The 20,798-nt window shown below is 72.7% G+C and carries 20 protein-coding genes; 8 read left to right on the forward strand and 12 right to left on the reverse strand.

Going from position 1 to position 20,798, the window contains the following annotated elements; genetic code table 11:
* The 5 genes from K7854_RS16345 to K7854_RS16365 are packed head-to-tail and all read right to left on the reverse strand — an operon-like array spanning position 1 to position 5,264.
* A complete protein-coding gene (locus tag K7854_RS16345) occupies positions 1-927 on the reverse strand; it encodes an ATP-binding cassette domain-containing protein (RefSeq protein ID WP_226027237.1) in 927 nt (308 codons plus the stop codon).
* Positions 924-1,790, reverse strand: coding sequence for an ATP-binding cassette domain-containing protein (locus K7854_RS16350; protein ID WP_226027238.1), 867 nt, complete (start codon positions 1,788-1,790; stop codon positions 924-926). Before K7854_RS16350 ends, K7854_RS16345 begins: the two co-directional genes overlap by 4 nt.
* Complete coding sequence (locus K7854_RS16355; protein ID WP_226027239.1) at positions 1,787-2,701, reverse strand: ABC transporter permease; 915 nt, start codon at positions 2,699-2,701, stop codon at positions 1,787-1,789. The genes K7854_RS16350 and K7854_RS16355 overlap by 4 nt, the downstream gene beginning before the upstream one ends.
* Positions 2,698-3,690, reverse strand: coding sequence for an ABC transporter permease (locus K7854_RS16360; protein WP_226027240.1), 993 nt, complete (start codon positions 3,688-3,690; stop codon positions 2,698-2,700). The genes K7854_RS16355 and K7854_RS16360 overlap by 4 nt, the downstream gene beginning before the upstream one ends.
* Positions 3,687-5,264 carry an ABC transporter substrate-binding protein gene (locus tag K7854_RS16365; protein WP_226027241.1) on the reverse strand — a complete coding sequence of 526 codons (1,578 nt, stop codon included), beginning with the start codon at positions 5,262-5,264 and terminating at the stop codon, positions 3,687-3,689. Before K7854_RS16365 ends, K7854_RS16360 begins: the two co-directional genes overlap by 4 nt.
* Before the next feature lie 54 nt (positions 5,265-5,318).
* Here K7854_RS16365 and K7854_RS16370 point away from each other — a divergent pair, with 54 nt between their 5' ends.
* Genes K7854_RS16370 through K7854_RS16380 form a run of 3 tightly spaced genes read left to right on the forward strand, consistent with a single transcriptional unit; the run spans position 5,319 to position 7,751 of the window.
* Positions 5,319-6,155, forward strand: a complete 837-nt coding sequence (locus tag K7854_RS16370; RefSeq protein WP_226027242.1) for an IclR family transcriptional regulator — start codon at positions 5,319-5,321, stop codon at positions 6,153-6,155.
* Complete coding sequence (locus tag K7854_RS16375; RefSeq protein ID WP_226027243.1) at positions 6,152-7,213, forward strand: serine hydrolase domain-containing protein; 1,062 nt, start codon at positions 6,152-6,154, stop codon at positions 7,211-7,213. Before K7854_RS16370 ends, K7854_RS16375 begins: the two co-directional genes overlap by 4 nt.
* A 4-nt stretch (positions 7,214-7,217) precedes the next feature.
* Positions 7,218-7,751, forward strand: a complete 534-nt coding sequence (locus K7854_RS16380) for a nucleotide triphosphate diphosphatase NUDT15 (protein ID WP_226027244.1) — start codon at positions 7,218-7,220, stop codon at positions 7,749-7,751.
* Here K7854_RS16380 and K7854_RS16385 read toward each other — a convergent pair.
* Genes K7854_RS16385 through K7854_RS16410 form a run of 6 tightly spaced genes read right to left on the reverse strand, consistent with a single transcriptional unit; the run spans position 7,685 to position 14,450 of the window.
* On the reverse strand, positions 7,685-9,415 hold the full coding sequence (locus tag K7854_RS16385) for a CocE/NonD family hydrolase (protein ID WP_226027245.1): 1,731 nt from the start codon (positions 9,413-9,415) through the stop codon (positions 7,685-7,687). The genes K7854_RS16380 and K7854_RS16385 overlap by 67 nt on opposite strands.
* The gene (locus tag K7854_RS16390) at positions 9,412-10,386 is read right to left on the reverse strand and encodes an MBL fold metallo-hydrolase (protein ID WP_226027246.1); all 975 of its coding nucleotides are present in this window, start codon (positions 10,384-10,386) and stop codon (positions 9,412-9,414) included. Before K7854_RS16390 ends, K7854_RS16385 begins: the two co-directional genes overlap by 4 nt.
* Positions 10,383-11,324, reverse strand: coding sequence for an alpha/beta hydrolase (locus K7854_RS16395; RefSeq protein WP_226027247.1), 942 nt, complete (start codon positions 11,322-11,324; stop codon positions 10,383-10,385). The genes K7854_RS16390 and K7854_RS16395 overlap by 4 nt, the downstream gene beginning before the upstream one ends.
* 5 nt (positions 11,325-11,329) lie before the next feature.
* On the reverse strand, positions 11,330-12,445 hold the full coding sequence (locus K7854_RS16400) for an FAD-dependent oxidoreductase (protein WP_226027248.1): 1,116 nt from the start codon (positions 12,443-12,445) through the stop codon (positions 11,330-11,332).
* A 13-nt stretch (positions 12,446-12,458) separates the two neighbouring features.
* On the reverse strand, positions 12,459-13,415 hold the full coding sequence (locus tag K7854_RS16405) for a phosphotriesterase family protein (protein ID WP_226027249.1): 957 nt from the start codon (positions 13,413-13,415) through the stop codon (positions 12,459-12,461).
* A gap of 60 nt (positions 13,416-13,475) precedes the next feature.
* Positions 13,476-14,450, reverse strand: a complete 975-nt coding sequence (locus K7854_RS16410; RefSeq protein WP_226027250.1) for a phosphotriesterase family protein — start codon at positions 14,448-14,450, stop codon at positions 13,476-13,478.
* A gap of 258 nt (positions 14,451-14,708) precedes the next feature.
* On the opposite strand from K7854_RS16410, the gene K7854_RS16415 reads away from it, so the two are divergent.
* From K7854_RS16415 to K7854_RS16430, 4 genes are read left to right on the forward strand one after another with little or no spacing between them, the layout of a single operon-like run.
* Positions 14,709-15,884, forward strand: a complete 1,176-nt coding sequence (locus K7854_RS16415) for a cytochrome P450 (protein ID WP_226027251.1) — start codon at positions 14,709-14,711, stop codon at positions 15,882-15,884.
* Positions 15,881-16,069: a ferredoxin gene (locus K7854_RS16420; RefSeq protein ID WP_040908015.1), complete on the forward strand. Its 189-nt coding sequence runs from the start codon at positions 15,881-15,883 to the stop codon at positions 16,067-16,069. Before K7854_RS16415 ends, K7854_RS16420 begins: the two co-directional genes overlap by 4 nt.
* The gene (locus K7854_RS16425) at positions 16,066-17,208 is read left to right on the forward strand and encodes an NAD(P)/FAD-dependent oxidoreductase (protein WP_226027252.1); all 1,143 of its coding nucleotides are present in this window, start codon (positions 16,066-16,068) and stop codon (positions 17,206-17,208) included. The genes K7854_RS16420 and K7854_RS16425 overlap by 4 nt, the downstream gene beginning before the upstream one ends.
* Positions 17,209-17,218: 10 nt before the next feature.
* Positions 17,219-18,142 (forward strand): LysR family transcriptional regulator, encoded by a 924-nt coding sequence (locus K7854_RS16430; protein WP_226027253.1) that lies wholly within the window; start codon positions 17,219-17,221, stop codon positions 18,140-18,142.
* A 57-nt stretch (positions 18,143-18,199) separates the two neighbouring features.
* Here K7854_RS16430 and K7854_RS16435 read toward each other — a convergent pair whose 3' ends face one another.
* A complete protein-coding gene (locus tag K7854_RS16435) occupies positions 18,200-18,808 on the reverse strand; it encodes a TetR/AcrR family transcriptional regulator (protein ID WP_226027254.1) in 609 nt (202 codons plus the stop codon).
* 228 nt (positions 18,809-19,036) lie between these two features.
* On the opposite strand from K7854_RS16435, the gene K7854_RS16440 reads away from it, so the two are divergent.
* Positions 19,037-20,674, forward strand: coding sequence for an MFS transporter (locus K7854_RS16440; protein WP_226027255.1), 1,638 nt, complete (start codon positions 19,037-19,039; stop codon positions 20,672-20,674).
* Positions 20,675-20,798: the final 124 nt, after the last annotated feature.

Here is a 20,798-nt window from a genome sequence, read left to right on the forward strand (position 1 = left end):
TCATCGGCTCGCCCCGTCCGCCGCTTCGTCCGCCGGTCCGGCCGTCGGGGCGGACGCGCGTGCCGCGGCCCGGCGGCCCCGGCGCGGGTCGAGGACCGGTACGGCGTCGAGCAGTTGCCGTGTGTAGGGGTGCCGCGGGGTGCGCAGGACCGCCGTCGCGTCACCGACCTCGACCAGGCTGCCGCGGCTCATCACGGCGACCCGGTCGGCCACCTGCGCCACCACGGCGAGGCTGTGCGAGACGAAGACGTAGGTGAGGCCCAGCCGCTGTTGCAGGTCGGCCAGGAGGTCCAGGACGGTCGCCTGCACGGAGACGTCCAGGGCGCTGGTCGGCTCGTCCAGCACCAGCAGCCGGGGGTGGAGGGCCAGGGCCCGGGCGATGGAGACGCGCTGGCGCTGGCCGCCGGAGAACTCGTGCGGGTAGCGGTCCTGGATGCCGGCGTCCAGGCCGACGGCTGCCAGGAGTTCCCCGACGCGTTCCCGGTTGCGGGCGCGTGCGCGCCGTCCGCGTGCCTCGGGGTCGTGGGTGACCAGGGGTTCGGCGACGATGTCGGTGATGCGCATGCGGGGGTTCATGCTGGAGTAGGGGTCCTGGAGGACGACCTGCATCCGGCGCCGTACGCCGCGCAGTTCGGAGGCGGTGAGGGCGGCGAGGTCCTGTCCGTCGAAGCGCACGCTGCCGGCGGTGGGTTCGAGGAGTCCGAGGAGCAGCCGGGTGAGGGTGGTCTTGCCGCAGCCGGACTCGCCGACCAGGGCCAGGGTCTCGCCCTCGTGGACGTCGAGCGACACGTCGTCGACGGCGACGGTCGGGCGCCTGCCGCCGAACTCCTTGCGCAGACCGTTCAGTTCGAGGAGGGGCCGGCCGGCCGCGGGGGCGCCTGCGGCGGCATCCGCCGTGTCGGTGGCGTCGGTGGTGTCGGTGCTCATGCCGCCTCCAGTCGGGGGGTGGCCGCCAGCAGCCTGCGGGTGTAGGGGTCGGCCGGGCGGTCGAACACGTCGAGGACGTCGCCGGTCTCGACGACCCGGCCCTGGTGCATGACCACGACCCGGTCGGCGGTCTCCGCGACGACCGCGAGGTCGTGGGTGATCAGTACGACGGCCATGCCGTGCTTGTGCTGCAGGGTGACCAGGAGGTCGAGGATCTGGCGCTGCACGGTGACGTCCAGCGCGGTGGTCGGTTCGTCGGCGATCAGGACGCGGGGCCGGGCCACCAGCGCGGTGGCGATCATCACGCGCTGGCGCAGGCCGCCGGAGAGTTCGTGCGGGTACTGGCGGTAGCGCAGGGCCGGGTCGGGGATGCCGACCTCGTCCAGGGCCGCCAGCGCGGCCTCCTTGGCCTCGGCACGGGAGATGCCGGTGTGGTGCCTGAGCACCTCGGCCACCTGGGCGCCGACGCGCTGGAGCGGGTCGAGGCAGGTCATCGGGTCCTGGAAGACCATGGCGATGTCGCGGCCCCGGACCCGGCCGAGTTCCTTCTCGGAGAGTTTCAGCAGGTCGCGTCCGCCGAAGCGGATCTCGCCGCCCGCGTAGACGCACGGCGGGCTCGGGTTGAGGCGCAGCACGGACAGCGCGGTGGCGCTCTTGCCGCTGCCGGACTCCCCCACCACGGCGAGGGTCTCGCCGGCCCGGACGTGCAGGGAGACGTCCTGGACGGCGTGGACGACGGAGCCTTCCAGGCGGAAGTCGACGCTGAGGCCGTCGATCTCCAGGAGCGGCGGCTGCGCCGCGGGACGCCGCGGCGTGTCGGCCGTCGGTCGGTCGGGTCCGGTGGTCGGTCGGTCGTTGCTCATCGGCGGTAGGCCTTCGGGTCCGCGACGTCCCGCAGGGCGTCGCCGGTGATGTTGATGGCGAGGGAGGTCAGCATCAGCGCGATGCCGGGGAAGACGGCGACCCACCAGGAGGTGCCCAGGTAGAGCTGGCCGTCGGAGAGCATGCCGCCCCAGGTGACCGTCCCCTTGGGGACGCCCAGGCCGAGGTAGCTGAGGGAGGCCTCGGCGACGATGGCGGCGGCCACGTGCAGGGTGCCGATGGTGGCCAGCGGCGCCATCACGTTGGGCAGCAGGTGGCGGCGCATGATGGTGACGTCCCTGACGCCGATCGCGCGGGCCTCGGTGACGAAGTCGCGGGTGCGCAGCGACATCACCTCGGAGCGCACGACGCGGGCGTAGGAGACCCAGCCGGTGAAGCCGAGCACCACGATCACCACCCACAGGCCGGAGCCGAGGAAGCCGACGACGGCGAGGGCCAGCAGCAGCGAGGGGAAGGCGAGTTGGACGTCGGCGAGCCGCATGAGGGTGCGGTCGGCCCAGCCGCCGAAGTACCCGGAGGCGAGGCCCACCACGGTGCCGATGACCCCGGCGAGCAGCGCCGCGCCCGCTCCGACGAGCAGGGAGACCCGGGTGCCGTAGACGACGCGCGAGAGCATGTCGCGGCCGAGCTGGTCGGTGCCGAGGAGGTGGGCGCCGCTGCCGCCGTCCTGCCAGGCGGGCGGCCGCAGTCGCAGCAGCAGGTTCTGGGTGTTGGGGTCGTAGGGGGCGAGCAGGGGCGCGAACACCGCGGCGACCAGCAGCAGTACGAGCACGGCCAGGGCCACCGCGGCGAGCTTGTTGCGCAGCAGGCCGCGCAGGACGACGGGTCCGGAGCCGCGGGACGGTTTGGGCTGCGGGCTCGCGTCGGTCGCGGCCGGGGACATGACGGTCATCGTGACGTCCTCACCCTCGGGTCGAGGAAGCTGTAGGAGAGGTCGACGAGCAGGTTCACCACGACGAAGGTGGCGGCGAAGAACAGGACGGTGGCCTGGACGAGCGGGAAGTCGCGGTTGGAGATCGCCTCGACGGTCAGCTGGCCCACCCCGGGCCAGGAGAAGACCCGTTCGGTGAGGATCGCCCCGCCGAGCAGGTTGCCGACCTCCAGGCCGACGACGGTCACCACCGGCAGCGAGGCGTTGCGCAGTCCGTGCCTGAGCACCACCTGCAGCGGCCCGAATCCCTTGGCGCGGGCGCTGCGGATGTGGTCGCAGGACAGGACGTCGATCAGCGAGGAGCGCAGCAGGCGGGCGACGACGGCGACGGAGTACACGGCGAGGGTGACGGCGGGCAGCACCAGGTTGGCGAGGGTGCCGTAGCCGGAGGCGGGCAGGGCGCGCAACCAGACGGCGAAGACCAGGATGAGCAGGATGCCGACCCAGAACGGCGGGGTGGACTGGCCGAGGAGCACGCCGGTCATCACGGTGTTGTCGGTGCCCCGGCCGCGGCGCATGGCGGCGAGGATGCCGGCCGGGACCGCGATGACGAGGGTCACCGCGAGGGCGGCGGCGGCCAGTTCGATCGTGGCCGGCAGCCGGTCGGCGAGGATCTCGCCCACGGGCTGGCCGTAGACGAGGGAGTCGCCGAAGTCGAGGTGGAGCAGTCCCCGGAGGTAGTCCAGGTACTGGGCGAACAGGGACTGGTCCAGGCCCAGGGAGTGGCGCAGCACCTGCTCCTGTTCGGCCGTGGCGTCCGGCGGCAGCAGGATCTTGACGGGGTCGCCGGACAGGCGGACGAGGAAGAAGGCGACGGTCGCCGTGCACAGCAGCACGAACAGGGCGGTGACCAGGCGCTTGGCCACCTCGCGCAGCAGCCCCGCCCGGTCCGGGCGGCGGGTCGTGGACTTTGCCGGGGCGGGCGGCTGGTCGAGGGTGAGGGCGCTCATCGGGACACCTCCGCGCTCTCCATGGCGAGGACCCCCGCGGCTCCGGGCGTCCAGCGGGGCCGGTCGTTGCGGGCGTAGATGTTGTCGATCTGGTAGAGGAAGACGAAGGGTGCTTCCCGGCGCATCAGCCGTTGCAGGTCGGAGAAGGCCGCTTCGCGCCGCGCGGGGTCCTCGGAGAGTTCCTCGGCGTCGATGAGGCGGTCGGCCTCGGCGGAGTGCCAGCGGCTCTGGCGGCGGTCGCTGCGCACGTTGGACTGGACGATGCTGGCGCCGTCCATCGTCCAGACGGTGCTGGCCGCGAGGTAGACCGGGCCGAGCGCGCCGCGGTTGTCGGAGGTGAGGCGGGCGGAGTAGGTGCCGGGGTCGAGGAGGTTGACGCGGGCGTCCACCCCGGCCCTGGCGAGGAGCCCGGACAGGGCCTCGGCGACGTTGGCGTCGATGTTGGACGCGGTGAGCGTGGTGGCGAAGCCGTGCGGGTGGCCGGCTTCGGCGAGCAGCCGCCGGGCGGTGTCGACGGAGCGGGTGAAGGGCTTGACGGTGGGGTCGAAGCCGAAGGAGCCGCGCGGGACGAGTGCGGGCGTCTCGGTGGCCTTGCCGCCGAGCACGGCCTTGATCAGCAGCGGCACGTCGATCGCGTGGTTGAGTGCCTGGCGTACCCGGCGGTCCTGGAGCGGGCCGCGTTCCAGGGTGTTCAGGGACAGGTAGGCGGTGCGGATGCCGGTGTGGCCGTCGATGGTGACGCCGCCGTAGCCCTCGAGTTGCTGGGCGGCGTCCGGGGTGAGTCCGGCGACGAGGTCGACGCCGCCGCTCTGCAGGGCGGCCAGCGAGGACGAGGCGTTGGGGGCGGGGCTGAAGACGAGTCCGTCGACGGCGGGGCGTCCGTTCCAGTGGTCCGCGTAGGCGCGCATCCGCAGTTCGTGGTCGCGCTGCCAGCTCTCGAAGGTGAAGGGGCCGGTGCCGACGGGGTGGTCGGCGAAGGCCGCGTCGCCCACGTCGGCGAGGTGGCGGGGTGGTACCACGACGCCGCCGAACAGGGAGAGTTTGGCGGGCAGGATGGGGTCGTGCACGGTGGTGTGGATGTCGACGGTGAGCCGGTCGACGACGGTGACGCCCTTGACGAAGCGCAGCTCGACGATCGGTGACTTGGTGGCGGGGTCGAGCAGGCGCTCGATGCTGAAGGCCACGGCCCGCGCGTCGCACACCTCGCCGTTGTGGAAGGTCACCCCGGGGCGGAGGGTGAAGCGCCAGGTGTGGGCGTCGGTGGCCTTCCAGGTCAGGGCGAGCCTCGGGTGCAGCCGGTTGTCCCGGCCGCGGGTGGTGAGGGTGTCGAACATGTTGATCAGGACGTTCATCGACACCATGTCGCCCTGCTTCTGCGGGTCCAGGGTCTTCGGGTCGCCCGGCTGGGAGACCCGCAGGACGTTCCCGGCCCGGTCCGCGGCGGCCGTCGTGCCGCACGCGCTCAGGAGCGCGGGAGCGCCGAGGGCTCCGAGCAGCAGACCGCCGGTCCGCAGGACGTGGCGACGGCTGGGACGGCTGCGGTCCACCGTGCGCCCCTGAAGAATTCGTTCCATTGAACAACACCTCCGTTCCGTCAGATGGAATGCGGTTGGGTTAAGCTAAGCGACATGGTGAAAGCGGTCAACACCCGGTCGGTCGACCAGGAACTCGTGAAGGGCCCCGTCGACAAGGCGATGGAGGTGCTCGATGCGCTCGTCCAGCCCGGTGGCCCCCACCGGCTGGGGGAGATCGCGCGCCGTACGGGGCTGACCAAGCCCACCGTCCACCGGCATCTGCGGACCATGGCGGAGTACGGCTTCGCCGAACCCGCCGAGGGCGGCAGCTATCGTCCCGGGCCCCGGCTGCTGGGCCTGGCGGCGGCGGCCCTGAGCGACAGCCGCGTTCTGGAACTGACCAGGCCCGCCCTCGCCGACCTGCGCCGGCGCACCGGCCACGTCGCGTTCTACGCGGTGCGCCACGCGTCCGACGCCGTGTACCTGGAGCAGTCGGAACCGGCCCGCGAGTACCGGATGGGTACCCGGCCCGGCCACCGGTCGCCGCTGCACACCTGCGGCGTGGGGCTCGCCATGCTCTCCGCGCTGCCCGCCGAGGAGGCCGCGGCGGTCCTGGACGCACCGGACCTCCAGGCGCGCACGCCGAACACGCCCACCGACCCGGCGGCGCTGCGCGCGGTGCTCGCGCGGGCGGCGCTGTGCGGCTACGCCGTGGACGACGAGTACGACGAGCCGGACGTCAGGTCGGTGGCGGCTGCCGTGCTGGACGCGGAGGGCCGGGCGGTGGGTGCGATCGGCATCGCCGGACTGACCTTCACCCTCGACCCCGGCAGTGTGGAGGTGTTCGGGCCGATGGTGCGGGCCGCCGCGCGTACGGTGTCCGCCGGGCTCGGCGCGCCCGCCCCCGTCCTCGGCGTGGTGGACGCCGACCGGGGAGCTGAGCAGGCGTGAGCGCGCTGGCCGAACTGCTCGCCGAGGGGCGGCAGAAGCGGGTCTGCTCCGGTGCCGCCTGGTCCGTCGGGGGCCCGGAGGGGCCCCTTGAGCGGGGCTGGACCGGCACCCGCAGCTGGGACGGCCCGGTGCTGGACGGCGACGACGTGTGGGACCTCGCCTCGGTGACCAAACCGATCGCCGGGCTCGCGGTCATGGCCCTCGTCGAGCGCGGCGCACTCGGCCTCGACGACACCGTGGGCGGGTACCTTCCCCACTACCGGGGCGGCGACAAGGCGGAGCTGACCGTACGTCAACTCCTCACGCACACCTCGGGGATACCCGGTCAGGTGCCGCTGTACCGGGACCACCCCACGCGTGCCGCGCTGCTGGAGGCGGTGCGGCTGCTGCCGCTGACCGCGCAGCCGGGCACCCGCGTCCAGTACTCCTCGCAGGGGTTCATCGTCCTCGGGCTGATCGCCGAGGCGGCGGCAGGGGAACCGCTGGACACACTGGTGGAGCGGCTGGTGTGCGCGCCGCTGGGCCTGCGGGACACCGTCTTTCGCCCGGACGCCGACCGCCGGGCGCGCGCGGTCGCCACCGAGGACTGCCCCTGGCGCGGCCGCACGGTCGTGGGCGAGGTCCACGACGAGAACGCGGTGGTGCTCGGCGGGGTCGGCGGCCACGCCGGGCTGTTCGCCACGCTCGCGGACATGGAACGGCTCGGCGCCGCCCTCGCCGCCGGCGGCCGGGGCCTGCTGCGCCCCGACACCCTGGCGCTGATGACGGCCGCCCACACGGACCACCTGGCGCTGCGGCGCGCCCTGGCCTGGCAGGGCCGCGATCCGGTCGGCTCCCCCGCGGGTGAGGAGTTCGGCCCGGACTCGTACGGTCACACGGGCTTCACCGGCACCAGCCTGTGGGTCGACCCGGCCACGCGGCGCTACGCCGTGCTGCTCACCAACCGGGTGCACCCGACGCGGACCGGTGACGGGATCGTCGCGCTGCGCCGCGCGTTCCACGACCTCGCCGCCCAGGTGCCCCCGGTGGCAGCCGGCGCCCGGCATCGTGTGGAATGAGCCGGTGACCTCCTCCGCACCGCGCGCCGAGCGCCCCGAACGCATCCGCCCCGCCGCCCAGAGCCTCACCGGCGTCGGCCTCGCCGTCCTCGATCCCGCCGGCCGGGTCCTGCTCGGACTCGGTCACGACGGACGCTGGGAGATGCCCGGCGGCAAGGTCGACGCGGGCGAGGACTTCGAGACGGCCGCCGTCCGGGAGTTGGCGGAGGAGACCGGGCTCGTGGCCGCCCCGGCGGACGTGCGGGTGCTGGCCGTGCTCGTCGACGGCGTGGCCGGCCTGACCCGGGTGACCGCCGCGGCGGTCACCGAGCGGGCGGCCGGTACGCCCCGGGTCACCGAGCCGGACAAGATCGAGCGCTGGGAGTGGTTCGCCCGCGAGGCGGTCCCGGCCGCGCTCTTCCCGCCGTCCGCCTCGGTCCTGGACTGCGTGTGGCCCGGTGCGGAGCGGCGGGGTGCGGACGGGGTCCGGCGCTACGCGGTGGCCGGGCCGGTCGTGAACGGCAGCACGAGCCGGGAGGGGTGCGCCGCGTCGCGGTAGATCTTGTGGGTGACGGGCCGGCCCACCGGCAGGTGGAAGGCGTCCGGCGGCAGCAGCGCGTTGTGCTCGTCGGCGAGCGGCTCGTCGTTGGAGAGTTCCGCGACCAGCCGGTGCCCCGGCAGGAAGGTCGCGGCGAACGGGTAGACGCGCAGCACGTACTCCTCGATCCGCCCGGGCTCGACGGGCACCGCCCGGGTGTGCGGGTGGTGCGGGTCGCCCTCGGTGGTGCGCTCCTCGTCCAGCTCGCGGTGCGAGGCCTTGAGGTAGGCGGTCGTGACGAGCTGTCGCTTCCCGCCCGGCGCCTCGTCCCACAGGCGCAGGATGAAGTTGGTGTCGCTCTGGTCGATCTCGGCGAAGAGGTGGGCCGCGCCCTGGCCGATCATCTCGGTGGGCTCGGTGAACGGGGCGGTGCTCCAGCTGAGGATCTCCACCTTGTCGGTCACCGTCAGCGGCGCCTGGTAGAAGCCGTCGGGGGCGGCGTGCTCCGCCCCCATCAGCTCCGGCTCGAAGGAGAGCGCCCGGCGCGGACGGAGGTAGAGGGAGCGGTGCTCGACCTCCTTCGGCGGCCACTGGGCGCCGGTGGCGTACTCGCGCGAGCCCTCGACGTGGACGGTGACGGCGGGCTCGTCCATGATCCCGTTGTCGACGCCCTTGAGCCAGTACTCGTACCAGCGGAACATCTTGTCGTGCTCCTCGACGAAGGGGCGCGACTGCATCGGCGGGTAGGGGCCGATGTCCAGCTTCTTCGGTCCCTTCAGCGCCTGGTACAGCTCGATGGTGCCGTCCATGGTCCAGCCGCGGCCCTGGTCGATCTGGAGCCAGACCGGGATGTCGATGTTCGGCGCGAGCGTGACCGGGTTGCGTTCCTCGTACCAGTCGCCGTCGACCTCGTTCATCACGATGTCGAACCAGGCCTCGTGGTTCTTCGGGTAGTTGAGCACATGGACCAGGTTGGGCCAGGCGGCCACGTCCGGGTCCCGGAGCCGTTCGGCGACCTTCTCCTTGATCTCCGCGGGCGAGAAGGTCTCCAGCATGCGGGACTTGACGCCGTCGGTGAAGGCCCAGCCGGAGTCGCCGCCGCGGCCCTCGCGGGCGGCGCGCGGCATGAACCACATGACGCCGCCGTGATAGGTGGTCTCGTAGAAGTCGTAGTGGCCGCCGCTGACGAAGATCGCCTTGAGGCTCGGCGGGCGTTCGGCCGCCGCCAGCACCTGCATCGAGCCGAAGTAGGAGATGCCGATCATGCCGACGTTGCCGTCGCACCACGGCTGCGCGGCGACCCACTCGATGAAGTCGTACGCGTCCTGGCCGAGCGGGACACCGCCGGCGTTGTAGTTGCCGATGTGCTCGCCCCCGGAGGCGCCGGAGCCGCGCAGGTCGCCGATGACGTGGACGTAGCCCTCCTGCACGACTCGGGCGATGTCGCCCGCCTCGATGCACCCGTCCCACATGGGGCTGGGCCGGCGCTGCGGCGGGGTGGTGAGGGCGAGTGCCTGCAGTTCCTTGCCGTACGGGCTGAGCGCCACCAGCGCGGGGCGCGGCTCGTCGGCGACCGCGCTGTAGGTGTCGGCGGCCAGGGTGACGCCGTCGCGCATCGGCACGCGCAGGTCCTTGCGGACGGCGATGGACTGCTGGCCCGCACGGATGGTCCGGGGGTCGGTCATGAGGGGTCGCTCCTGTGCTGCTGTGTCTGCCCGTGCTGGGCGAAGTGCGTGCGGTAGCCGGCCATGGAGGTGAAGAACGGCGACGGCTCCAGCGCGGGATCGCCGCTGTAGCCGAGTTCCTCGGCCACGCGGGCGAACGGGGAGTACGGCGAGTCGGTCTCGCGCGGTCCCGCCTCCAGGCATCCGCGGGCGGCCGAGGCGACGCGCGCCTCGATGTCCAGACTCTCGGTGATGGCCTCCTCGGCCTGCGCCTCGTCCAGTTCCACGCCGTACGGCGTGCCGTCGGCGCGGCGGTAGGGGTGCCCCAGGTAGAGGTGGCGCGGGCGGATCTCGTCGCGCAGGTACTCCAGGCTGGAGCGGTAGGCGACCGGGTCCGTGTAACCGGGGAAGTGGTTGGCGGCCCCGTGGACCTGGACGGAGTCGCCGACGAACACCGAGCGCTGCCCGTCCACGACGTAGGCGACCGATCCGGGTGTGTGGCCCGGGATGGAGTGCACCGAGACGGTGACCCCGCCGCCGAGGGACAGGGTCTCGCCGCCCCGGACGAGCAGGGTGGGTTCCATCTCGCCGGAGATGACGGCGTCCGCGGCGCCGGCCACCTTGGCCTCACCCTCGGGATCGCCCAGGTACCGGCCCCGGCCGTCGAGGTACTCCCGCACGTGGGCCCGGCGGGAGCGGAGCATCGGCGCGTCGGCCTCGTGGATCACCACCTGTGCGCGGCGGCCGGTCAGCTCCCACAGGGCGTGCGCCCCGCCGACGTGGTCGATGTGACCGTGGGTCAGCAGGATCCAGCGCACGTCCTCGACGCGGCGCCCGATCGCCTCCAGCGCGGGCACCATCCCCTCCCGCGGGGAGGTGGCGATGCCGGTGTCGACGATCGCCGGCTCGGGGGCGTCGATGAAGAAGCTGTAGAGACCGAACCGGCCCCAGGGCGAGAAGAGGGGGTGGACGTCGGCTTCGTGCGTCGTCATGACTGCTTCCCCCGGCCCGCCCGGTCGAGGAAGTCGCGCGTCTCGGCGAAGACCCGGTGGTACTCCGGGAGCCAGGAGAAGTGCTGGACGAATCCGTGGCCCGCGCCGTCGTAGCGGCTCACCGTCGCCGCGACTCCGGCCTCGCGCAGCCGCCGCCCGTACAGCTCGCCCTCGTCGCGCATCGGGTCGTACTGCGCGGTGACGACGAGCGCCGGCGGCAGTCCGGTGAGGTCTTGCCGCTTGATCGGGGAGACGAGCGGGTCGGCCGGGTCGGCACCGCTGTCCAGGTAGAAGGCGTTGAACGGCTTCAGCCCCGCCGTCTCCAGGCCGTAGCCCACCGCGTTCTCCCGCAGCGAGGCGTAGCGGTCGACGTCGAAGTCCAGGTCGAGCGAGGGGTAGTAGAGGATCTGGTGGGTGATCCGGTCGAAGCCGTCGTCGTGCGCCCGGGCGGCGACCGCGGCGGCGAAGGTGCCGCCGGAGCTGTCACCGGCGACGGCCAGGGTCGTGCCGTCCCAGCCCAGGCCCTCGCCCTTCTCGGCGACCCAGCGCGTGACGGCGTAGCAGTCGTCGAGACCGGCCGGGAAGGCGGCCTCGGGGGCCAGCCGGTAGCCGACGGAGACGACCTTGAGCCCGGTCTCCTTCGCCAGCGCACGCGCGACGTGGTCGTGCGTCTCCAGGCTGCCGAGGAAGAAGGCGCCGCCGTGGAAGTAGACGATCACGCCGTGGGTGCCGGCCTCGTCCGGGGTGTAGACGCGCACGGGCACGTCGCCGGAGGCGGTGTGCGCGGTCGTGTCCTCGACCGCGTTCAGCGGCAGGCGCTCGTCCACGGGGGCGACGTGCGCCTCGTCCGCGGCGCGCATCGCGACCGGGTCGAGCGGGCCCTCGGGCGGGGTCGGCAGGCCGGCGAGGAACGTGGCGATCTCCGGGTGCAGGGGCATGGTCGTCACTCCTGGGGTGCGGCGGCGGCGGGCTTCTGGCCGGGGAAGACCGACTCGATCTCCTCGGCGGACCAGCCCTGGCGGGAGATGGCCTGGAGCTTGTCGGTCACCGGCTTGCGGACGGCCTGGTAGCGGGCCAGCGCCTCGGGCACCGTGTCCGCGGCGCGCAGCGCGTCGGCGAGCGCTCCGGCGTCCTCGATCGCGGAGTTGGCGCCCTGCCCCTGGTGGTGCAGCATCGAGTGGGCCGCGTCGCCCACCAGGACGACCGAGTCCGAGTGCCAGGTGTCGATCGGATCGATGTCGTAGACCGCGCGGATGTTCACCAGGTCCATGTCCAGGTCGCGGGTGATGGCGACGATGCGCTCGTCGAATCCCTCCACCGTGGCCAGCATGTCGTCCTTGGTGTTCTGCGGGTTCCACGTGCTGTCCGCGCACAGTGCGGTGATGTCGAAGGACACCTGGCCCCGGTGGCGCAGCGGCAGCAGGTAGACCTTGGTGCCCTTGCCGACGTACATCCGCAGGTTGTCGTCGGTGACCATGCCGTGGGCGTCGTCGGCGGGGATGACCGCGCGGTAGGCGTGCTCGCCGGAGAACACCGGCTCCTTGTCGCTGAACAGCTCCCCCCGGACCACCGACTTGATGCCGTCGGCGCCGACGACGAGGTCGGCCTCGACGCGCTCACCGCCCGCGAAGGTGAGCACCGGGCGGTCGCCGTCGTCGTGGATGGTCTCCAGCCGGTGGCCGAGGCGCACCATGCCCTCGGGCAGCACGCCCAGCAGCGCCTCGATGAAGTCGCCCCGGTGGATCAGATGGGTGTGGGCCTGCTCCCCGTCGGCCGGCCAGGCCTCCTTCATGATCGGCTCACCGGTCGCGGTGAGGATCTCGAAGTACTCGCTCGGCGAGCTGACCTTCGCGACCGCGTCGAAGATCCCCCACTCACGGAACCTGTTCACGGTGGACGGGCGCAGCCCGATCCCGGCACCGACCTCGCGGATCCGGGCCGCCTGCTCGTAGACGGCGACGTCCGCGCCGAGCAGGCTCAGCGCCTTGGCCGCCGCCGCGCCGCCGTATCCCGCGCCCACTACGGCGATCTTCAGTTTCTTCAGGTCCGAGGACTGCATGGTGGTTCTCTCTCTACTTCTGAACGGTGAGGAACTCGGCGGGGTTGTCGACGAAGACCGTCTTGACGGCGGCGTCGTCGAAGCCCGCGGCGCGGAGGTCCGGGATGAGGTCCTCGAAGATGTAGTTGACGGTGTGGCCCTTGACGCCCGGCCAGCCGAGCGGGCTGCAGTTCGCGTCGGCGGAGGCGAGGACCTGCTTGATCCGGCGTCCGCCGTCGACGAACCGCAGGAAGTGGTCGAGGCGTTCCTGGCGGGGCCGGGCCCAGAACGGCGGGTCGGGCAGTTCGGTCTCGTAGCCGAAGGTGTCGAAGCCGATGCGGCCGCCCTGCTCCGCGATCCACACGTCGCGCGTCTTGTCGGCGTTGACGCCGTCGTCCACGTGCCCGAACAGCACGCGGTCCAGGGGCAGTCCCTCCTCCTCGAAGATCGCGATCGCGTTCTCGGCGTCGATCGCGAGGTGGGTGAGGATCGGGACGCCGGTGGCGAGCGCGGCGCGGGCCGCGGCCCGGTAGATGCGCTTGTCCAGGTCCGTCATCCGGCCGCCGCGGCTCACCCCGACCTTGATGACCCCGGCGAGGCCGCCGGTGGCGCCGATGCCGACGGTGATCTCGTGGACGAACTGCCGCATCAGGTAGTCCACGTCGGCGCCCGCGAAGTGCGGCAGGGCGGTGTCGCCGCCGACGAATCCGGTGCAGGCGACGATGTGGACGCCGGTCTTCGCGGACAGCGACTTGTAGTAGTCGACGTCGCGGCCGTTGCAGATGCCGGTCGCGTCGACGAACGTGCCGCCGCCGTACTCGTGGAAGCGGCGCAGCTTCGGGACGGTCTCCTCGTACCGCTGCTCCGGGGACTTCCACCACTTGGTGTCCAGCTCGGAGCCGGGCATGCCGTAACCGATGTGCTCGTGGACGGCCACGAGCCCCAGTTCCTCGGCGGGGACCGGCCCCAGGACCGTGTTCACTCTCGACACAACACTCACCTTTGGAGACTTCGGGGAAAAGAGACTTGAGGGTCGTCCGGGCCGGTGCGCTCAGCGCACCGACAGCAGGTCGCGCGGGTTGTCCACGAGGATCCGCCGGGTGTCCTCGTCGCCGAGGCCGTGGGCCTTCAGGAGCGGGACGAAGGCGGTCAGCAGGTGGCTGTACGGCAGGTCGTTGCCCGGGTGGCCCTTGGCGACCCCGGTCGCGCTGCCGGAGAGCAGGATCCGGTCGCCGTGGCCGGCCTGTACCAGGTCGGCGACCAGGGCGGCGCGCTCGGCGTCGGTGACGTGGCCGTCGTCCTCCACGCCGATGTGGTCGAGCACGGCGTAGGCGCCGCGCCGGGCGACCTCGCGGGCCGCGTCCGCGGCGACGGCGTCCTGGCGGTCGAGGCCGCCGACGGCGACGCGGTCGGCCGGGAGCTTCTCGTCCAGGACGGCGTCGAGGTCGTGGAGGGCGTCGGCGCCGTGACGGACGGAGACCGCGACGCCGGTGGCCAGGGCGGTGCGGGCCGCACCGCGGAACAGGCTCTCGTCGGTCGCGGTCATGCCGCTGCGGGTTGCGGCGGTGGCGACCAGGCCCGCCGGGCCCCGGCGCTCCACCCGCGGGACGACCATGCCCTCGGTGACCTCCTTGGTGAAGAGGTCGGCGAACCGGTCGGCGGGCCAGGGCGTCGGCGGGTTGGTCTGCGGGGTGAGGAAGTATCCGCCGAGCAGTTCCTCCGGGCCCTGCCCGGTCGAGGCGACGATGTGGACGCCGGTGGTGCGCGAGAGGGTCTCGTACATCCGGACGTCGCGGCCGTGGAACATGCCGGTGCTGTCGACCACGGTGCCGCCGCCGTGCGCGCGGAAGTCCGTCAGCTTCGCGGCGAGGGTCTCGAAGATCTCGGCCCGGTCGATGGTGATGTCGAAGGCGTACTCGGCGCCCGGCACCACCGACAGCAGCGCCTCGTGGACCGAGACGACCCCCAGCTCCTCGGCCGGCACCGGTCCCAGGACGGTGTTCACGGTGTTGCTCTTGACGCTCATGCCTGCCCTCACGTGTCCGGTGGGGTGCTGCACCGCACCCTGTGGCTTCGGTCACCGTAGCGATTCGGTTTACATGACGTCAATGAAACGAACACCACGAAAAAACAATGCACCGAGGGTTGCGCGAGCGCCGCTCCGGTGAGCACCGCGGCCCCGTGCGGACACGGGAGCCCGCGCGCTCACATGCACGCCATGCATGTGCGGGCATGCGAATCATTCACTTGCTCGATGTGAAGAGCGGCCCTTTCACTGAGGGCCATGACCACCACCCCGCCCACCTCCGGCGTCGACCTGTTCGCCGACGAGGTGGTCCTCGACCCCTATCCCGTCTACGCCGAGCTGCGAGAACGCGGCCCCGTAGTCCATCTCCCCGCCAACGGCGTCTACGCGCTCACGCGGTACGACGTCGTCCGTGACGCCCTCGCGGACTGGGAGTCGTACTCCTCGGACTCGATCGCATTCAATCCGTCGGCCAACGAGGCGCTCGCGGGTACCTCACTGGCGTCCGATCCGCCGGTGCACACCCGGCTGCGTGCCGCGCTCACCGAGAACCTCTCACCGCGCGCGTTGCGCGGCCTCAAACCCCGTATCGAGGCGAAGGCCGACGCCCTCGTCGCCGAACTGGTCGAGAGGGGTTCCTTCGACGCCGTCGACGCCCTCGCCCGCGCCTTCCCGCTGGAGGTCGTCGCGGACCTGATCGGCTTCACCGGCCACGCGCGCGACAACATGCTGCGCTGGGGACAGGCCGCCATGCAGGTCCTCGGTCCCATGAACCGGCGCACGGCCGAGAACTTCCCGGTCGCCGGGGAGCTCTACGCGTGGTGTTCCCAGGTCCGGGCCGAGGATCTGGCCGAAGGGTCCGTGGGCCGCGGCATCTTCGACGCCGAGGCACGGGGCGCCGTCGAACCGGGCGCGGCCGGCCACATCATCCACCAGTACCTCGGCGCCGGTGTCGACACCACCGTGGCGGCGATCGGCAACATCGTCGCCCTCTTCGCGGCCCACCCCGACCAGCTGGACCTGGTGCGCGCCGACCCGTCGCTGGTGCCGGCCGCGTTCAACGAGGTGCTGCGGTTCTGGCCGCCGGTCAACGCCTGGGGCCGGCGCGCCACCAGGGACACCGTGATCGAAGGGACGGTCGTCCCCGCCGGCGCGCAGATCGCCGTCCTGTTCGGCGCCGGGAACCGCGACCCGCGGCACTACGAGAACCCGGACGCCTTCCTCGTGGCACGCAACCCGGTCGACCACCTCTCGTTCGGTTACGGGCCGCACGGCTGCGCGGGCCAGGGGCTCGCCCGACTGGAGGCGCACGCCGTGATCGCGGCTCTGTCCCGGCGCGTCGGGCGCATCGTCGTCGGCCCCGAGACCCGCGTCCCCGGCAACACCACCCGGAGCATCGAGGTGCTCCCCGTCCTGGAGGTGACCTCCGTATGAGGATCGTTCTCGACCGCCCCCGCTGCGAGGGCCACGGCCTGTGCGAGGAGGCCGCCCCGCAGCTCATGCACCTCGACGACGAGGGTGAACTCGTCCTGGACCGCGAGGAGGTCGACGGGGCCGACGCTGCCCTGGCGAACGCCGCCGCCCGGGTGTGCCCGGTCGCCGCGCTGAGGGTCGCGTGAGTGCCGGCAGGCCCCGCCGGATCGTCGTCGTGGGCAACGGCATCGCGGGGCTCACCGCGGCCGACACACTGCGCGAGGCCGGCTTCGACGGCGAACTGACCGTCGTCGGCGACGAACGCCACCCCGCCTACAGCCGCCCGGCCCTGTCGAAGGCACTGCTGCTCGACGGCGAGGACACGGCGTCGCACGAACTCCCGCCGGCCGGTCACGGGGCGAGCGAACTGCTCGGGGTGCGCGCCACCGGACTCGATCCCGAGCGCCGGCTCGTCAGCCTCGACGACGGCACGGTCCTGCCCTACGACCGGCTCGTGCTGGCCACGGGTTCCCGGGCGCGACGGCTGTCCGACCTGCCCGAGGAGCTGACCCTGCGCGGGCTCGACGACGCGCTGGTCCTGCGCGAGCGGCTGGCGGCGAACCCGTCGGTCGTCGTCGTGGGCGGCGGTCCGCTCGGCATGGAGATCGCGTCCGGGTGCCTGGCCGTCGGCTGCCGGGTCACCCTCGTCTCGCAGGGCGCGCCGATGGCCCTCCAGCTCGGTGCGCATCTCGCCGGGGTCTTCCGCGCGGCCGCGCTCGACCGGGGTCTCACCCTCGTCAAGACCACGGCGGCGCGCCTCGAACGGGGGGACGGTGGTGTCCGGGTCGCCCTCGGCGAGGGGCCCGTCCTGGAGGCGGAGCTGACCGTCACCGCCGTCGGCGACGTGCCCAACACGCAGTGGCTCTCGGGCACGGGGCTCGTGACCAGGGGCGCCGTGCCCGTCGACGCGCGTGGGCTCGCGCGGCCCGACGTGGCGGCGGCGGGCGACCTGGCGGCGCTGCCCACCGCGCGCGGACCCCGCCGGGTCCCGTTGTGGAGCAGCGCGATCGAGCAGGCGAAGGTCGCCGCCCGGGCGCTCGTACGCGGCGCCGAGGTGCCGCCGCTGCGGCTCCAGCCGTACTTCTGGACGGAGCAGTTCGGGGTGACCCTCAAGGCGGTGGGTCACTTCCCGGTGGCCGGCGAGCCGGAGTACCTCGACGGCGGGCCGGGCGGCGGACCGGCGCTGATGCGCTGGCCGTGCCCGGACGGCAGCGGTGACGTGGCGGCGCTCGACTACCGGATCCCGGTCCCCCGGCTGCGCCGGACGGCGCGGCCGGCGACGTAGGGTTCGCCGCATGGGCACGGAGGCGGACGGCAGCACGGGTACGGACCTGGACCGGCTGGCGTCGGTCAATCTCAACCTGCTGGTGCCCCTCCTCGCGCTCCTGGAGGAGCGTTCGGTGACCCGGGCCGCGCAGCGGGTCGGCCTGTCGCAGCCCGCGATGAGCCACGCACTGACGCGGATGCGGCGGCTGCTGGGGGACGACCTCCTCGTCCCCCACCGGGCGGGGTCCACGCTCACCCCGCGCGCGCTGGAGCTGCTGGGACCGCTGCGCAGCGCGCTGCGGCAGACGGCACGGGTGGTGAACTTCCCGTCCTTCGACCCCGCCACGGACCAGCGGCTCGTCACGGTCGCCATGACCACCAGCACCGCGTTCGTCGTGGGCCCCCGGCTGACGCGGCTCGTCGCCCGGCGCGCTCCGCACGCCACGCTGCGGCTGCGTACGTTCACGGTGCCGACCGAGGCCACCTTCACCGAGCAGGGCGTCGACGTCGCGCTGATCTCGGAGGGGCACTTCTCGCCGTATCCCCGCGAGCGGCTCTACAACGACCGCTGTGTGGTGGCGGCCGCGCCGGACACACCGCCGGAAGCGAGCGCGCTCGACCTGCTGACCACGCAGCCGCACGTCGTCGTCGACACGGAGCGCCGTGTCTTCCCGTACGCGCTGCTGGAGGAGAAGGGCATCCCCTACCGCGTCGGCCAGTTGAGCTCCGACTTCCTGCTCGTGCCCTTCCTGGTCGCACGCGCGGGCGGTGTCGCCCTGCTCCGGCACCGGGTCGCCCTCGCCATGCAGGCGCTCACCGAGCTGCGGATCGAGGAGTTCCCGTTCCCGCTTCCGGGGCTCGGGATCGACATGGTCTGGAATCCCCGGCTGGGCGACCGGCACTTCGTCGAGTGGCTGCGCGCCCTCCTGTTCGAGGCGGCCGCGCCCGCCTGACGTCCCGCGCCCGCCTGACGTCCCGCGCCCGCCTGACGTCCCGCGCCCGCCGCGGGGTCAGTGCAGCAGCCGCACCCAGCTGGCGGCGAGTTCGCCGATCATCTGGTCACGGCTGAGCTTCCAGTCGGCGCGGTCCCAGTGCTGGGCGACGTAGTCCAGCTCGGCCATGGCGAGGACGCCCCGGAAGTGCCGCTGGTGCGGTTCGAGGCGTCCGGCTGCCTCCAGCCCGTCCTCGATGTCGCTGATGGCCTCCTCCAGCCATCGCTCGACCAGGTCGGGAAGTTCCGGATCGACCACCGAGGCGTCGCGGCCGATGCGGATGATGGGCCGGATGGCCGGCCAGATCTCGGCGGTCCGTCGCAGCCATGCCGTGATCGCCTCCGGTGTCCCCTCGGCGACGGTGGCCACAAGGTCCTGTGCCGTGGAGCCGTGTTCGGGGGAGCGGACCCGTTGCAGCGCTTCGTTGAGCTGCTCGTCGATGAGGGCTTTCATCAGGTCGCTGCGGGAGGGGAAGTACGCGTAGAAGGTCACCCGCGTGGTGCCCGCCGCGGTCGCGATGTCGTCGACCGTGGTGGCGGCGTAGCCCTTCGTCTTGAAGGTCTCCAGTCCTGACTCCAGCAGCAGACGGCGTGTCATGCGCTTCTGTGCCTCACGAAGGTTCGCCATGCCCGGATCCTAACGTGCCGCGCACATCGAGCATACAGACCGACTCCGGACAGAACTGCCTGTACATACCCTTGACGCGACGTAAAGCGAATGCCATTCTCCACGGCATCACGCCCGACTCGCGTCGTGCCCCTCTCCCCCACCGCGCACGCAGAGCCGAGCCCTTCCACGCTTCGGGTCCTCCCGCTTCCAGGGACACCCGTCTTTCCCCAGCCAGGGAGATCAGCAATGACGCTCAACAACGGGACGACGACGTCCCAGGGCCCAACCGCGGGGGCCGCCCGGACACCGGGCTACGCGGGAACACTGGCTGCCGCCTGCGCCGCGGTCTTCGTGGCCCAGGTCGCGAACGCACTGCCCGCCTCGCTGAACGGACTGCTCCAGGAGGACCTCCACACCCACGGTTCCCAGCTCACCTGGATCACCGCCGCGTTCATGATCGCCGTGGTCTGCTTCGAGTTCACCTTCGGCGTCCTCGGCGACCTCTTCGGGCGGCGCAGGCTCGTCGTGGCCGGTACGGTCCTGGTCGCCGTGGGCAGTACCGTGGCCGCGCTCGCGCCCACCGTCCAGGTGCTGTGGGTCGGCGCCGCGCTCAACGGGCTGGGCGCCGGCGCCATGTTCCCCGGCTCGCTCACCGCGATCACCTCCGTCACCCGCACGATGCGCGAACGGGCGCACGCGGTCGCGGTCTGGAGCGGCTTCCTGTCCGCCGGCGCCGCCGTATCGCCCCTGCTCGGCGGCATGTTCGCCAAGGTCGGTTCGTGGCGCGGCTCGTTCTGGGTGCTGGTCGGGCTCGCCCTGGTCAGCGCGGTGCTCACCCTCGCGCTGGCCACCGAGTCCAAGGCTCCCGAGGGCCGCAGCTTCGACGTGCCCGGGCAGATCACGTTCGCCGTGGGTCTCGTCCTGGTGCTGTACGGCGCGGTCGAGGGGCCAGAGTCCGGCTGGACCACCCTGCCCGTCATGCTCGCCTTCGCCCTGGGCGCGTGCTTCCTCGCCGCGTTCGTGCTGGTGGAACTGGGTGCCGCGGCCCCGATCTTCGACCTGAAGCTGTTCCGCAACCGGGCCTTCACCGTCTCGTCCGTCGTCGCGGTCATCGGCATGCTCGCCTTCCTCGGCGCCTGCTTCGCGACGAGCATGTGGCTGGGGCCGGTGCAGCACCAGGACCCGCTCCGGGTCGCGATCCCCTTCCTGCTCCTCCAGGGGCCGGCCTTCCTGCTCATCCCCGTCGTCTCCCGGCTGCTGCACCGGGTCGCCGCGTCCTGGCTGCTCACCTCGGGCTTCGTCCTGATGGCGATCGGCTGCCTGCTGTGCACCCGGCTGGAGGTCACCGACCCGCACCTCGGCCCCTTCGTGGCACCCGCCCTGCTGATCGGCGTCGGCTTCGCCCTGACGGTCAGCTCGGTGACGGCCGTGGCGCTGAACAGCGTGCCCCGGCACCTGGCGGGCATGGCCAGCGCCACCACCAACATGCTGCGCGACCTGGGCTTCGCCCTCGGGCCGGTCGTGGTCGGCGCGGTCGCCCTGAGCAACGCGGGGTCGGACTTCACGGCGAGCCTGTCCGGCGCGGATCTGCCGGCCGGCCAGGCGGCCGCCGCCCACGCGGTCGCCGAGGCCGGAGGGCCCATCGCCGTCAACAGCCTGCCGCCCGGGGCCCCGGGCTCCGCGGCACACGGGCTGGCCCTGGACGCGCTGGGCAACGGCTTCGGCACCGCGTTCCTCGTCTGCGGGGTGGCGGCGGCCGTCGCCGCGGCACTGACCGCCTTCGGCATGATCGGCGTCCGCTCGCACCGCTCCGCGGAGAGCGAGGGTGCCGCGCCGGTGCCGCCGAACCGCGACGGCAGCCCGGAGTCGGCGCTCGCCGGGTAGCCGGTGCGGGCACCGGTCGCCACGACCGGTGCCCGTCCGCGGTCCCCGGGACGGAACGGGCGAGCCGGGTTGCTCCCCATGCATTGACATGGACGCGCCCCGGCGCAACGCTGAGAGCGCTCTC

Origin of the sequence: Streptomyces hyderabadensis (genome assembly GCF_020404845.1) — a bacterium.
Taxonomy (GTDB): Bacteria; Actinomycetota; Actinomycetes; order Streptomycetales; family Streptomycetaceae; genus Streptomyces; species Streptomyces hyderabadensis.

Excerpts from the sequence above, each read along its gene's own strand:
- K7854_RS16345 (WP_226027237.1), bottom strand. The coding sequence starts at position 927 with ATGAGCACCGACACCACCGACGCCACCGACACGGCGGATGCCGCCGCA.
- K7854_RS16350 (WP_226027238.1), bottom strand. The coding sequence starts at position 1,790 with ATGAGCAACGACCGACCGACCACCGGACCCGACCGACCGACGGCCGAC.
- K7854_RS16355 (WP_226027239.1), bottom strand. The coding sequence starts at position 2,701 with ATGACCGTCATGTCCCCGGCCGCGACCGACGCGAGCCCGCAGCCCAAA.
- K7854_RS16360 (WP_226027240.1), bottom strand. The coding sequence starts at position 3,690 with ATGAGCGCCCTCACCCTCGACCAGCCGCCCGCCCCGGCAAAGTCCACG.
- K7854_RS16365 (WP_226027241.1), bottom strand. The coding sequence starts at position 5,264 with ATGGAACGAATTCTTCAGGGGCGCACGGTGGACCGCAGCCGTCCCAGC.
- K7854_RS16370 (WP_226027242.1), top strand. The coding sequence starts at position 5,319 with ATGGTGAAAGCGGTCAACACCCGGTCGGTCGACCAGGAACTCGTGAAG.
- K7854_RS16385 (WP_226027245.1), bottom strand. The coding sequence starts at position 9,415 with ATGACCGACCCCCGGACCATCCGTGCGGGCCAGCAGTCCATCGCCGTC.
- K7854_RS16390 (WP_226027246.1), bottom strand. The coding sequence starts at position 10,386 with ATGACGACGCACGAAGCCGACGTCCACCCCCTCTTCTCGCCCTGGGGC.
- K7854_RS16395 (WP_226027247.1), bottom strand. The coding sequence starts at position 11,324 with ATGCCCCTGCACCCGGAGATCGCCACGTTCCTCGCCGGCCTGCCGACC.
- K7854_RS16400 (WP_226027248.1), bottom strand. The coding sequence starts at position 12,445 with ATGCAGTCCTCGGACCTGAAGAAACTGAAGATCGCCGTAGTGGGCGCG.
- K7854_RS16410 (WP_226027250.1), bottom strand. The coding sequence starts at position 14,450 with ATGAGCGTCAAGAGCAACACCGTGAACACCGTCCTGGGACCGGTGCCG.
- K7854_RS16415 (WP_226027251.1), top strand. The coding sequence starts at position 14,709 with ATGACCACCACCCCGCCCACCTCCGGCGTCGACCTGTTCGCCGACGAG.
- K7854_RS16420 (WP_040908015.1), top strand. The coding sequence starts at position 15,881 with ATGAGGATCGTTCTCGACCGCCCCCGCTGCGAGGGCCACGGCCTGTGC.
- K7854_RS16430 (WP_226027253.1), top strand. The coding sequence starts at position 17,219 with ATGGGCACGGAGGCGGACGGCAGCACGGGTACGGACCTGGACCGGCTG.
- K7854_RS16435 (WP_226027254.1), bottom strand. The coding sequence starts at position 18,808 with ATGGCGAACCTTCGTGAGGCACAGAAGCGCATGACACGCCGTCTGCTG.
- K7854_RS16440 (WP_226027255.1), top strand. The coding sequence starts at position 19,037 with ATGACGCTCAACAACGGGACGACGACGTCCCAGGGCCCAACCGCGGGG.